At 73.5% G+C, this 13878-nt stretch carries 7 protein-coding genes; all 7 read left to right on the top strand.

From position 1 onward, the window contains the following. The first annotated feature begins 38 nt into the window (after positions 1-38). The 7 genes from ACFWB8_RS11000 to ACFWB8_RS10970 all read left to right on the top strand — a co-directional run bounded on the left by ACFWB8_RS11000 (position 39) and on the right by ACFWB8_RS10970 (position 13877). Positions 39-1667: an MFS transporter gene (locus ACFWB8_RS11000; RefSeq protein ID WP_385224493.1), complete on the top strand. Its 1629-nt coding sequence runs from the start codon at positions 39-41 to the stop codon at positions 1665-1667. Between the two features lie 271 nt (positions 1668-1938). After that, entirely contained in the window at positions 1939-2466 is a 528-nt protein-coding gene (locus tag ACFWB8_RS10995; RefSeq protein WP_385224491.1) for a response regulator transcription factor, read from the top strand. A gap of 288 nt (positions 2467-2754) precedes the next feature. Continuing rightward, positions 2755-6225: an amino acid adenylation domain-containing protein gene (locus tag ACFWB8_RS10990; protein ID WP_385224489.1), complete on the top strand. Its 3471-nt coding sequence runs from the start codon at positions 2755-2757 to the stop codon at positions 6223-6225. Continuing rightward, complete coding sequence (locus ACFWB8_RS10985) at positions 6222-10307, top strand: amino acid adenylation domain-containing protein (RefSeq protein WP_385224487.1); 4086 nt, start codon at positions 6222-6224, stop codon at positions 10305-10307. The genes ACFWB8_RS10990 and ACFWB8_RS10985 overlap by 4 nt, the downstream gene beginning before the upstream one ends. Next, positions 10295-11938, top strand: a complete 1644-nt coding sequence (locus ACFWB8_RS10980; protein ID WP_385224485.1) for a condensation domain-containing protein — start codon at positions 10295-10297, stop codon at positions 11936-11938. Before ACFWB8_RS10985 ends, ACFWB8_RS10980 begins: the two co-directional genes overlap by 13 nt. Beyond that, complete coding sequence (locus ACFWB8_RS10975) at positions 11935-12729, top strand: thioesterase II family protein (protein ID WP_385224483.1); 795 nt, start codon at positions 11935-11937, stop codon at positions 12727-12729. Before ACFWB8_RS10980 ends, ACFWB8_RS10975 begins: the two co-directional genes overlap by 4 nt. Further along, positions 12726-13877 (top strand): SURF1 family cytochrome oxidase biogenesis protein, encoded by a 1152-nt coding sequence (locus ACFWB8_RS10970; RefSeq protein ID WP_385224481.1) that lies wholly within the window; start codon positions 12726-12728, stop codon positions 13875-13877. Before ACFWB8_RS10975 ends, ACFWB8_RS10970 begins: the two co-directional genes overlap by 4 nt. Position 13878 lies beyond the last annotated feature (1 nt).

Below are 13878 nucleotides of genomic sequence, written 5' to 3'. Positions count from 1 at the left end.
GTAAGTCTGACAGTGTTGTTCAAGTTAAGGAGCTTGCGGTGAACCTGGAGAGTCACACCCACGCCGATCCGGCCGGGGCGGGGCATCACCACCACGCCGCGGCCGCGCAGCACGGGCACCCGGAGGGCGGCGCACCGCCGGACCCGCGCCGGTGGCTGATCCTCGCGCTGCTGTGCATGGCGCAGTTCATGCTCATCGTCGACGTGACCGTGGTGAACGTCGCCCTGCCCACGATCGGCGGCGAACTGGGGCTGGACGCCTCCGCGCTGACCTGGGTCGTCACCGCCTACACGCTGTTCTTCGGCAGCCTGCTGCTGCTCGGCGGCCGACTCGGCGACCTGCTCGGCCGACGCCGGATGTTCCTGGTCGGCCTCACGCTCTTCACCGTGGCCTCACTGGCCTCCGGGCTGGCCGAGAGCGGCGGCGTACTCATCACCGCGAGGGCCGTGCAGGGAATCGGTGCGGCCGTCATGTCACCCGCGGCCATGGCGCTGATCATGACGGTGTTCCAGGGGCCGGAGCGCAACCGGGCACTCGGCGTCTGGGCAGCGATCGGCGCCACCGGCGCGGCCTTCGGCGTCCTGCTCGGCGGGGTGCTGGTGTCCGGACCGGGCTGGGAATCGATCTTCTTCGTCAACGTGCCGATCGGGCTCGTCGTCCTGGTGGCGGTTCCCGTTCTGGTCAAGGAGACCGCGACCGCCGGGCACGGCCACGGGCAAGGCCACGGGCAAGGGCACGGGCACGGGCACGGGCACGGGCACGATGACGGCCACGACGCCCACGCGGCGGCCCACGGGCACGGCCACGACCCCCACGCGGCCGCCCACGGCCACGGCGCGGCGCCCACCGGGTTCGACCTGCCGGGCGCTCTGACGATGACGGCCACTCCCGCCCTGCTCATCTACGGCCTCGTCCAGGCGCGGGACAACGGATTCGGCGACGCCACCGCCTGGATCCCGCTGCTGGGCGCGCTCGTCGGAGCCGCGCTGTTCGTCGTCGCGGAGCGCTCCGCCGCCGCACCCCTGGTGCGACTGCCGTTCCTCGCCCGGCGCTCGCTGATCGGCGGCTGCCTGCTGATGCTCGCCGCGTCCGGCGTACTGATCTCGGCGTTCTTCCTCTGCTCCCTCTACCTCCAGCACGTCCTGGGCTTCAGCGCGCTGCGCACCGGCCTGACGTTCCTGCCGGCCGCACTGGCCACCCTCGTCGGCGCGCACCTCGGCTCGCAGGCCGTGGCGCGGCTGGGCTGGCGGGCAACCGCCGCCGGCGGCATGGCCGTCGCCGTCGTCGGGGCGCTCCTGCTGACCGGCCTGGAGCGGGACGGCAACGCCTGGACCCAGGTCATGCCGGGCTTCGTACTGCTCGGGTTCGGGCTGGGCATCGGCTTCGTCTGCGCCATCACCAGCGCCATGCACGGCGTCGAGCACAAGGACGCCGGACTGGGCTCCGGACTGGTCAACACCTGCCACGAGCTGGGCGCGTCACTGGGCATCGCCGTGGTCGCGGCCGTGGCCGGCGCGAGCCTGGAGGGCGCCACCCCGTCGGTCGACGGATTCGGCAGCGCCTTCGCCACCTGCGCGGTCATCGCCGCCGTGGCGGCCGTGGCCGGTCTGACCCTGCTCCCCAAGGGGCGCCCGGACCCCTCGGCAGGGCCGGTATTTGCCCATTGACATAACGAAAGCAAACGTTCTGTACGTCATCAATCGCTTGACTCCCCCAACTTCTATGATCGATAGTAGATCCCGTTGTTTGGCTGAAATGCCTACCGGGGGAGAGAAAATGCAAGGTGGACAGCAAGACAGCGACGGAGAGTGTTGCACCATCCTCGTCGTCGATCCGGATCCGGCCTCCAGAGCGTTGCTGAGGCGGTTCGTGGAGCCCGGCACGCGGCCCGAACTCGTGACATCGGCGGCCTCCGCCGCGGACATTCCGCTCGATCGGGTGGCGCGGCCCCTGACCCTCGTCCTTTCGTCGGCCGTGGGCGTACGGGACCTGTCCCGGCTCGGCCCGCTGCTCGCCGATCCGGCCACGCACGTCGTGCTGGTCCTGCGATCCCTGATGCAGGACCAGCTCGACACGGCCCAATGGGTGCTCGCCGACGTGGTGTTGCGCCTGGAGGACCTCCAGGGCGCCGCACTCGACGAGGTGCTCACACCGCACCGGCGCGGCACCGTCGCCGTATCGCCCGAGGCCCTGCGCCAAGTCGTCCGGCTGGCTTCCGGCGCGCCCGAGGGCGAGAGCCGGCGGCCGAAGCTCACCGAGCGCGAGACGGAGACCCTCTGGGGCGTGGCCCAGGGGATGAGCAACCGTCAGATCGCGCGCGCCATGGGCATCAGCGAGCACGGCACCAAGCGCCATCTCGCCAACGTCATGGGCAAGTTGAATTGCCAGAACCGGACCTCGGCCGTCGCCGTCGCACTGCGCAGCGGGCTGCTGGAACTCAGCGATGTGGGCAGAGACGTCTCCTGACGCCCCGCCCCGGCCCGCCGCAGCGGTCCGGCCGCCCTGCCCGGCATCCATTCGATCTCACGCACGGGGGAATCACCAATGGCTGAAAACAGCCTTGCCGAAATCTTTGGCGATGGAATAACGCTCCGCCTTCCGACGACCTCTCCGACGCCGGAGATGCCTTCTCTTTCCGCATTCAACAGAGCGGGAACCGAAGTTCCATTCCGCAAGACGCAGGACTTCAAGGACGAATGGAATGTCCTCACGCAAACGGCAAACGGCCGATGTCTCAGCCCAGCCGCGGTTCTGGTGACGGCCGCTTCCGATGTCCTTCGCCTGTGGTCCAAGCAGCCCGATTTCTCGCTGGATCTGGCTGCGGCCGGGCTCGGCCCGGCGGTCCACTCGCTCACCTTCGACGTACGCCCCGGCGACTCCTTCGCCGCGCGTGCGCAGCGCGTACAGCAGCAGCTGGCCGAGCTGCCCCCGTCGCTGCCGGTCCCGGACGCTCCTGCCGGCTCCGAGCCCTCCGCCCTCACCTGCCACTTCGCCGAGCGCGACGGCGTACTCACCGTCACCTGGGAGGCTCAGGCCGCGCGGTTCCCCGCCGGCTTCCCCGAGGACCTCGTCGCCGTCTGTACCGACCTCCTCGACCGGCTGGCCCGAGAGCCCGGATCCTGGGACGCACCGGACCGGTTGGCCCGGCTCCCGCGGTGGCAGAGCGCCGAGCGGGCCGCGGCCAACAGCACCGCCGCCGATCTCCCCGCCGCGACGCTCTGCGGCCTCGTCGAGGCGCGGGCCGCCGAGTCCCCCGACGCGATCGCCGTCCTCGCCGACGACGGGGAGCTGACCTACGCCCAGACCGTCACCGGCGCCCGCCGGCTGGCCCGCCGCCTGATCGCCCTCGGCGCGACGCCCGGGCAGCTCGTGGGCGTGGTGGTCGACAAGGGCCTGGCCCAGGTGCCGTCCGTCCTCGGCGTCACGCTGTCCCGGGCCGCGTACCTGCCGATCGACCCCGGCTGGCCCGCCGCCCGCCGCTCCCAGCTGGTCGACCAGGGCGGTGTGCGGATCGTCGTGACCACACCGCGCCTGCGCGACACCCTCGAATGGCCCGACGGCATCCACCTCGTCACCCTCGAGGACAACGAGGTGCGCGAAGCCTCCGACGGCCCCCTGGACACCGCGCCCAGCCCGGACGACCTCGCGTACGTGATCTTCACCTCGGGTTCGACGGGCCGCCCCAAGGGCGTGGTCATCGACCACCGGGGCGCGGCCAACACCGTCCAGGACATCAACGCGCGCTTCGGCGTCGGCCCCGCCGACCGCGTACTCGCCCTCTCCTCCCTCAGCTTCGACCTCTCCGTCTACGACGTGTTCGGCACGCTCGCCGCCGGCGCCGCGGTCGTCCTGCCGGCCCCCGGCCAGGCCCACGACCCCGAGCACTGGTCGCGGTTGGTGCAACGTCACGGCGTCACCGTCTGGAACTCGGTGCCGGCCCTGCTGCGCCTGTGGCTGGACTCCCCCGCCCCCGTACCGGCGGCGGCGCCGCTGCGCCTGGTGATGCTCAGCGGCGACTGGATCCCGGTCTCCCTGCCGGACGCACTGCGCACCCCGTACCCGGACGCCCGGGTCATCAGCCTCGGCGGCGCGACGGAGGCGTCCATCTGGTCCGTCCACTACCCGGTCGGCGAGGTCCCGGCCGAGTGGAACCGGATCCCGTACGGCAAGCCGCTCGCGAACCAGACCCTGCACGTACTCGACCACCGCATGGACCCGTGCCCCGTCTGGACGACGGGCGAGATCTACATCGGCGGCGCCGGCGTGGCCAAGGGCTACTGGGCCGACCCGGTGCGCACCGCCGAGCGTTTCGTGGTCCACCCGGCCACCGGCGAGACGCTGTACCGGACCGGCGACCTGGGCCGCTACCTGTCCGGCGGCGACATCGAGTTCCTCGGCCGCGAGGACAGCCAGGTCAAGGTCAACGGGTACCGCATCGAACTCGACGAGATCTCCGCCGTGTTGCGCCGCCAGAGCGGGGTGCGCGAGGCGATCCTGACGGTCGACACCAACCCGGACAGCGGCCGCGGACAGCTCGTCGCCTACGTGGTGCCCGAGGACGGCGCCACCGGCCAGGCCGACGCCAACCCGAGCTCCGACGCGAATACCGACGCAGAAGCCGACGCAGGAGCCGCGCCGGGCACCCACGCCTGGCCGGCCGTGCTCGAAGGCGCCCACACCGAGCTGCGCCGGGCCGCGGCCGAACTCGCCCCGGCCGTCGCCACGTTCCGCGAGGTGTGGCACGGGCTGGAGGCCCTCGCGCCCACCGTCATGGCCCGTACGTTCGCCCGGCTCGGCTTCTTCACCGCCGCGGGCGCCACGGCCACCGTGGACGAGATCGTGTCGGGCGGGCAGGTCCTGCCCCTGTACCGGGGGCTGATCAGCCAGTGGGCGGCGGTTCTCGCGGACCTCGGCGTCCTGAGCGCGACCGGCAGGCCCGAGGAGTACCGCACCGGCCGCGCGCTCGACGCCGCCGCGCTCGACGGTGAGATCGACGCCGCCCTCGGCGTGCTCACCGCGGCGGGCCCCGACCGGGTGCTGCTCGACTACTTCACCTCCTGCATCGAGCGCCAACTGCCCCTGCTGCACGGGGAGACCCGCCCGCTGAACCTCCTGCTCCCCGAAGGGGACTGGCGGGTGACCGAGGCCCTGTACGCGGCCAACCCGGCGGCCCGGCTCCAGAACAGGATCGCCGCCCAGGCCGTCCGCACCTTCGCCGAGCGCTTCCCGGCGGACCGCACGGTGCGGATCCTGGAGGTGGGCGCGGGCACCGGCTCGACGGCGGACGAGGTCCTGGCGGCGCTGCCGGCCGACCGGGTGACGTACCGGTTCACCGATCTGTCCACCGCCTTCACCGAGCGGGCCAGGAAGCGTTACGAAGGGGTCCATCCCTTCGTCGGATACGGCCTGTTCGACATCGACGCCGACCCGGCCGGGCAGGGTCTCGCCCCCGGCGGGGTGGACGTCATCGTCGCGGCCAACGTGCTGCACGACGCCAGGCACCTGACCCGCAGCCTGCGGAACATGCGCGAGCTGCTCGCCCCCGGCGGGCTGCTCGTCCTGATCGAGGGGACCGTCAACTCCCCCCTCAACATGATCAGTTTCGCCTTCCTCGAAGGCTTCGGGAACTACCAGGACCAGCGCGAGGCCACCCTGCTGTCCGTACCCCGGTGGCGCGAGCAGCTGACCGCCGCCGGCTTCACCCGGTTCGCCGCGGTGCCCGAGGGCGAACCCGTCGTCGACGCACTGGTCCAACACGTCCTGCTCGCCGGGACGCCCGACCAGGAGGGCCGCACCGGGGGCGCGTTCGAGGTCTCGTCCCTCGCCGGGGCACTGGGCGGGCTGCTGCCCGACTACATGGTCCCGCACCACTTCCTGGTCCTCGACGAGGTCCCGCTGAGCGCCAACGGCAAGGTCGACCGGTCCGCCCTCCCCTCCCCCTGGCGCGAGCCGGAACCGCAGGAGCGGACCGAGCCGCTGTCCGAGCTGGAGCAGCGCCTGTACGCGATCTGGTGCGACGCCCTCGGCCACAGCGGCTTCGGCACCGAGGACAACTTCTTCGACCTCGGCGGCGACTCCCTCCACGCGGTCCGCATGGCCGGCCGGCTCCGCAGCGAGCTCGGTGTCGACAAGGCGGGCGACGAGGCCATCGACATGCTCTTCCAAGCCCCGACGATCAAGGAACTGGCGCTGGTGCTGTCCCGCGAGGCGGAGTCGCGGGCATGAGCGAGCACGAACCCTTCCCGCTGACCCCGCTCCAGGAGGGCTACCTCGTCGGGATGTCCGACATGGTCGAGCTCGGCGGCTTCCGGCCGGGGTACTACGTCGAACTCGACCTGGTGGACCTCGATCCCGCCCGCGCCCGGCAGGCCCTGGAGACCCTCGTGCGCCGCCACGGCCACCTGCGGGTCGTGATCGACGGGGCCGGCACCCAGCGGGTGCTGCCCGAGGCGCAGACCCCACCGCTGCCCCTGCGGGTGACGGACCTGACCGGCCTCGACGAGGACCGGCGGCAGGCCGAACTCGCGGCGACCCGGCGGCGGATGTGCGAACAGGGCGTGGACCCCGGGACCTGGCCGCTGTTCGAGGTCGTCGTCCACCGCGTCCGCGAACGCCGGTTCCGCGCCCACATCGCGATGAGCCTGCTGCTGCTGGACGGACGGGGCATCCGCCGGGTCATGGACGAGTGGCGGACCTGCTACGACGATCCCGCGGCAGCGCTGCCCGAGCCGGCGGCCACGTACCGCGAGAGCCGGATGGAACTGCTCGCGCACGAGAACTCCCCCGCGTACCAGGAGCAGTGGCGGTACTGGGAGGACCGGCTCGCCACCCTGCCGGACGCCCCCCGGCTCCCGCTGGCGCAGCAGCCCTCGGCCATCGCCTCCGTACGCTTCCGGCGCCGTACCCACCACCTCACCCGGGAGCAGTGGCGTCGGCTGTGCGTCGCCTTCCGCGGGCAGCGCGTGCTGCCGACGACCGCGCTGCTGCACGTGTTCGCCGAGGTGCTCGGCGCCTGGGCGGACGCCCCCCGGTTCAGCCTGAACATGCTGCATCAGAACTGGGCGACCTCCCGCCCCCACATGGCCGACGTGGTGGGCCAGTTCGGGGCGACGCTGCCGCTGGAGGTGGACCTCGGCGGGTCCCCGGACTTCTGGGAGCGTGCGAGGACCCTGCAGAAGCAGGTCTGGCGGGACCTCCAGAACTCCGACGTGGCGGGCGTACGGATCACCCGTGAGCTGGCGGCCCGGCGCGGCTGGACCTCGCGCGCCGCCCTGCCGTACGTGTTCACCAGCATGCTCAAACCCTCGGCACCCGCCGCGGCGGACCCGGCGCACGCGCCACAGGGATCGGCGGGCCGGCTCACCTGCCGCGAGGTCTTCAGCGACCTGCGCACCCCGCAGGTGCTGGTCGACAACCAGCTCCACGACGGGGCGGCCGGCGGTGTCGACTGCGTTTGGGACGTGGTCGACGAGGCCTTCCCGGCCGGACTGCCGGACCTGATGTTCGACGCCTACGCGCGGATGCTGGACCTGCTCGCCGGCCCGGAGCCGGCCGCGGCGGAGCCCGATCCGGTGCCCGCCGCCCACCGGTCCCTCGTCGGGGCCCTGAACACGGCCGTCCCGGCGCCGCCGGCGGAGCGCCTCGAGGACGGCTTCCTGCGCAGCGCGGCACGCCGCCCCGAGGCCGTCGCGGTGCTGAGCGCCCGCCGGACGCTCACCTACGGCGAACTGGATGCCCGTTCACGGGCGGTGGCGGCCTGGCTGCGCTCCCTCGGCGTCGGCCGCGGCGACGTCGTACCCGTCGTGATGGCCAAGGGCTGGGAGCAGATCGTCGCCGTGCTCGGCGTGCTGCGGGCCCGAGCGGCGTACTGTCCCGTGGACGCCGGTCTCCCGGCCGAGCGGATCGCCCATCTGCTGGACACCTGCTCCGCGCCGGCGGTGCTGGTCCAGTCGCACACCGCCCCCGGCGCCGAGGCACTGGGCGCCCGGCCGCGGCTGGCCGTGGACGAGGCCGAGCAGCCCCCGGCGGAAGCTGCGCCCGGGGAAGCGGACGCCCAAGCGGGCACACCCGAAGACCTCGCCTACATCATCTACACCTCCGGTTCCACGGGGCGCCCCAAGGGCGTCATGATCGAGCACCGGGCGGCCGTCAACACCATCGCCGATGTCAACGAGCGGGTGGCGCTCACCCCGGCGGACCGGGTCTTCGGCATCTCGTCGCTGAGCTTCGACCTGTCGGTGTGGGACGTGTTCGGCACCCTCGCCGCCGGAGCGGCCCTCGTGCTCCCGGCGGCGGCCACCCGCCCCGACCCGGTGGGCTGGGCCGAGACGGCGGCCGCTTACGGCGCGACGGTGTGGAACTCGGTGCCGGCGCTGGCCCAGATGCTGGCCGAGGCCACGGAGTCCGGGGCGTCCGGGGCCTGCGCCCCACCGCCCGTCCGGGCCTTCCTGATGAGCGGCGACTGGATCCCCACCACCCTCCCGGGCCTGCTGCGCTCGCGGTGGCCGGCGGTCCGGCTGATCGCGATGGGCGGCGCCACCGAGGCTTCCGTCTGGTCGAACGTCCACGAGATCGGCGAGGTCGACCCGGCCTGGCCGAGCATTCCGTACGGTGTCCCGCTGCGGAACCAGACCATGCGGGTGCTCGACCACCGGCTGGACCTGCGTCCGCCGTGGGCGGTGGGCCGGATCCACATCGGCGGCGCGGGACTCAGCACGGGCTACTGGGCGGACGAGGAGCGGACCGCGGAGCGGTTCTTCCGCCATCCGGCCACCGGCGAGCGGCTGTACTGGACCGGTGACCTCGGCTGTTACCGGCCGGACGGGACCATCGAGTTCCTCGGCCGCGAGGACCGCCAGCTCAAGATCCAGGGGTTCCGCGTCGAGCCCGGCGAGGTCGAGGCGGCGGTCCGGGAACACCCGGCGGTACGCGAGTGCGTGGTCGACGGCGCCGAGGCCCCCGGCGGCCAGCGGCGGCTCGTCGCCCTCGTCGTCCCGCACGAGGGCGCCGCGCTCGACGACCGGACGGTCCTCGCCCACCTGCGGTCGCGGCTCCCGCACTACCTGGTCCCCGGTCAGGTGCACGTGCTGGAGCGGCTGCCGCTGACTCCCAACGGCAAGGTGGACGTGGCGGGTGCGCTGGCCGGGATCACGGCGCGGGCCCTGCCGGCCCCCGGCCGGCGCACGGCCGGACAGGAGGACGCGTCGCAGGACACGGCGGCCGACGGGCCGCGGGAAGCACTCAGCGCGCTCTGGGCGGAGCTGCTCGCCGCGCCCGGAGTCGGCCCGGACGACAACTTCTTCGCCCTGGGCGGCAATTCGCTGCTGGCGCTGCGGCTGGTCAACCGGATCCGGACGGACCTCGGTGTCGAGCTGCCGTTCGGGCAGGTCTTCGAGGCGCCGACCGTGAGTGCGCTCGCCGCGCGGATCGCAGAGCACGACCGGACGGGCTCCTGCCGTGTACAGCTGTCCGCCGACACCCACCCCGGCGACGGCGACGGCACGGACCTGTTCCTCTTCCACCCGGTCGGCGGCTCCGTCACCAGCTACACGGGCTTCGCGCGCGCGTGGCCGGGACCCGTCCACGCCTTCCAGAGCCGGGCCCTCGCGGAGGGCACGACGCGGGCGTGCGAGCCGGACCTGGAGACCATGGCCGCGGCCTACCGGGAAGAGCTCCAGCGGGTGCGGCCCGCGGGCCCGTACGCCCTGGGCGGCTGGTCCATGGGCGGCGTCCTCGCGTACACCGTCGCCGGACAACTGGCCGAACAGGGGCACGAGGTGGCGCTGTTCATGATCGACAGCAATGTCACGGAGGACCGCTCCCCCGCCACCGAGGCCGACCGGCACCTGGAGTTCCTCGGCGACCTGGCCGGGGGGCGGCTGCCCGCCGCCGCGCGGGCCGCGGTACTCGCCGCTGCGGCCGGACTGCTCGTGGAAACGGGCTCGGAGGTCGCCGCCTCGCACGGCTGGCTGCCCGCCGAGGCCGGCGTGCGCCAGTACGAGCTGCTCATGCGGGTGCACGCGCACAACCTGGCGGTCCTGAACGCCCACCGCCCGGACAAGCACGAAGTGCCCGCCCTCCTGTTGGTGGCCGGCGCGGTCGACCGCCCCGATCCGGTGTCCGCCTGGCAGGACCTCTGCCCGGGCATCGAGGCGGAGTTCTGGCCGTACGACCACTACTCGATCGTCGGCCCCGAAGCGCTCCCGGCCGTCGCGGCCCGGGCCGCCACCTGGCTCGGCAGGGCGCTCGCCGCCCGCGCCGTAGCCTCCACCGTCACGCCAGAGGGGAACCGACCGTGCAGCAACTGACCTTGAACGACGTGTCGATGGACGACGTGCGGCGCGCGGCGGCCGAAGTGCTGGGCGTGGAAGCCGAGTCAATCCCGGACGCCGCGAACCTGATCGGGCACGGGATGGATTCCATCCGCATGATGCGGCTGGCCGGCGGCTGGCGCCGGAAGGGCGCCTCCGTGACCTTCCGGCAGCTCGCCCAGGAGCCGACGGTGGAGGCGTGGCACGCGCTGCTGACGGCGGGCCGGACACTCCCGCAGCCTTCCGCAGGCCGCCCGCCGGTCGACGCCGGCGCCCCCTTCGCCCTCACTCCGGTGCAGCGGGCCTACTGGATCGGCCGCCGCACGGAGATGGCGCTCGGCGGCGTCGGCTGCCACGCCTACCTGGAGTTCGACGGCGTCGGTGTCGAACCGGAGCGGCTCGACGCGGCCGTACGCGAGGTCCTCGCCCGGCACGGCATGCTGCGGGCGAGGTTCCTGGAGGACGGTCGGCAGCAGATCCTCGCCCGCAGTCCCTGGGCCGGCCTGACCGTCCACGACGTCGCCTCGGCCGGCCTGGACGAGGCCGGACGGCACCTCGCGGAAGTGCGCTCGCGGCTCTCCCACCGCGTGTTCGACGTGGCCGCCGGCGAGGTGCTCGACGTACAGCTGTCATTGTTGCCGGGCGGCCGCACCCGTATCCACTTCGGCATCGACCTGCTGGTAGCGGACGTGGCCAGCATCGAGCTCGTCCTCGCCGATCTCGCCACGGCCTACCGGGACCCTGCGCGGCTCGCTCCCCCGCCCGCGTACGGATTTCCCCAGTACCTGGAGGACCACCGGGAGTGGTGCGGCGCCCCCGGCTCCGCCGGGAGCCCGCTCGCGGTCGCCCGGGAGTTCTGGCGCGAGCGGATCCCCGGGATGCCGCTCGCCGGGCCGTCGCTCCCGCTGGCGGTGGCGCCGCAGGACGTCGGCCAACCGGCTTTCTCCCGGCGGAGTTTCACCCTGGCGCCCCGGGCGTGGGAGCGGATCACCTCCCGGGCGCGGGAGTTCGGCCTGACGCCCGCGATGGTCCTGGCGACGGCCTACGCGGAGGTGCTCGGGGCATGGAGCGAGAGCGGCCATTTCCTGCTGAACCTGCCGCTGTTCGACCGGCAGCCGCTCGACGCGGAAGTGGCCGGCCTCGTCGCCGACTTCACCAGCCTGGTCCTGCTCAGCGTGGACGTGCGCCGACCCGCCGCCTTCGCGGAGCGGGCGCTGGACCTGCAGAGGCAGCTCCAGGAGAACGCCTCGCACGCCCAGTACTCGACGCTGAGCGTGCTCCAGGACCTGCGCAGGGCGGGCGGCGGCAAGCGCGCCGGCGCTCCCGTGGTCTTCGCGTGCAACCTCGGTTCCGCGTTCGTACCGCCCGAGGTCGGGGAGCAACTGGGCGAGTGGAGCTGGATGATCTCCCAGACCCCGCAGGTCTGGCTGGACCACCAGGTGTACAGGACCGACGCGGGTGTGGTGCTGGCCTGGGACGCGGTCGACGAACTCTTCCCGGAGGGTCTGATGGACGCCATGCTCCGCTCCTACGAGGAGCTGCTCCTCAGGCTGGCCGGCCCGGACGGGCCGGACCCGGCGGCCGATGCCTGGTCCCGGCCGGCCGCGGTGGACAAGGCGGGCGCGTGAGCACCGTCGGCGCGCCCGACCCGGCCGGCGCCCGCTGGATCCGCCGCTTCCGGGCGGCCGAGGACGCCGGGGTCCGCCTGCTGTGCCTCCCGCACGCGGGCGGCGCCGCCGGCTTCTACTTCCCCCTGTCCCAGGCGCTCGCCCCGGACGTGGAGGTGCTGGCGGTGCAGTACCCCGGCCGCCAGGACCGGCACCGGGAGCCCGGCATCGACGACGTACGCGTCCTCGCGGACGGGGTCGTGGCGGCCCTGCTGCCCCTGCTGGACGACCGGCCGCTCGCGCTGTTCGGCCACAGCATGGGCGCGACCGTGGGCTACGAGGTGGCCCGGCGCCTGGAGCACGGGGCGGGTGTGCGGCCCGCCGTCCTGTTCGCGTCGGGCCGCCGGGCGCCCTCCCGGCACCGGGAGGAGTGGGCCCACCTCAAGGACGACGCGGGGCTGGCGGAGGAACTGCGGCTGCTGGGCGGCACCGACGGGGAGCTGCTCGCCGACCCCGACCTGCTGCGGATGGTCCTGCCGGCCGTACGGGTCGACTACCGGGCCATCGAGACCTACCGGCACCGCGCCGGGCCCGAACTCGGCTGTCCCGTCGCCGTGCTGATCGGCGAGGACGATCCCCGGGTCACCCTGGACGAGGCCACCGACTGGCGCCACCACACCAGCGCCGGTCACACGCTGGACGTGTTCCCCGGCGGCCATTTCTACCTGAACGACGTCACGGAGCAGATCTCCGGGCTCATCGCCGACCGGATGACCTCGCTGCGCGCCACCGGAGGACTCGCCCGGCCGTGAACCGATCTCCGCGCACGCCCCGCCGGTGGGGCATCCACCTGTTCACCGTCCTGGCCGTGCCGTTCTGCCTCTTCATGGGCAGCTGGCAGCTCGACCGGTTCTCGGCACGGGTCGAGGCCGATCAGGAGTACCGCCGCTACCAGGACGCGCAGGCCCGGCAGAGCGGCGAACCGCTCGCCGCCATGCTGCCCGTCAGCGGCGCGACGGTGGGCCTGCTCGCCACCGCGAGCGGCAGCTACGACACCGGCGGACAGTTCCTGGTCCCCGAGCGGCGGCTGGACGGCGAGGACGGCTTCTACGTCCTGACCGTGCTGCGTACGGACGAGGGCCGGGCGGTGCCCGTGGTGCGCGGCTGGCTCCCCGGCGAGGCGGGGGCCGTCGCGGTCCCGGCCCCGCCCGGGGGCCGGGTCACCGTGACCGGTGCGCTCCAGGCCCCGGAGCACCAGCGGACCAGGGGGGTCCGGGCGGGCGGTCTTCCGCCGGGGCGGCTCGGCGTCATCAGCGCGGCCGCGCTGGTCAACGTACTCCCGTACGAGCTGTACGACGCCTGGCTCACCGTGCCCGACCCGCCGGCGCCGCTGCGTGCGGTGCCCCCGGTCGTTCCGGCGGGCGCCGGGCTGGACTACAAGGCCTTCCAGAACCTCGGCTACACCGGGGAGTGGTTCGTCTTCGCGGGGTTCGTCGTCTTCATGTGGTCCAAGCTCCGCCGCCGGGAGCGGGAGGGCCCCGCGGCCGTGGCGTCGGTGGTGACCGCGGCCGCGCCCGTCGCGGTGTCCGGCCGCGCCGAGGACGCCCGTAAGGACCGGACGCTGCGGATCGCGGGCGCCGTGCTCGCCGCCGTGTCCGTCGCCTTCCTCGTATGGAGCGGCACCGTGTACGTCACCGGCCGGGACTACAGCGGCGAACTGGTCGGGTTCGAAGTGCTGTCGGCGGACTCGGTGGAGGCGCGGGTCGCGGTGCGCAAGGACGCGGGCACGGTCGTGGTGTGCACCCTGCGGTCGCTGTCGGAGGCGGGCCGCGAAGTGGGCCGCAAGGACGTCGGTTTCCCGGAGCGGGCGGACTCGGTGGACCGGCTCGTCCGGCTGCGTACGACGGGGCGCGCCACCGCGGTGGAGCTGGTCGGCTGCCAGGACGCGGCGGCCGGCTGAG

Origin of the sequence: Streptomyces sp. NPDC060031, from assembly GCF_042736805.1 — a bacterium.
GTDB lineage: Bacteria > Actinomycetota > Actinomycetes > Streptomycetales > Streptomycetaceae > Streptomyces.
This window is presented reverse-complemented; position numbering and strand designations above follow the sequence as displayed.

Coding starts and splice junctions, on each gene's coding strand:
- ACFWB8_RS10985 (WP_385224487.1), top strand. CDS start 6,222: ATGAGCGAGCACGAACCCTTCCCGCTGACCCCGCTCCAGGAGGGCTAC.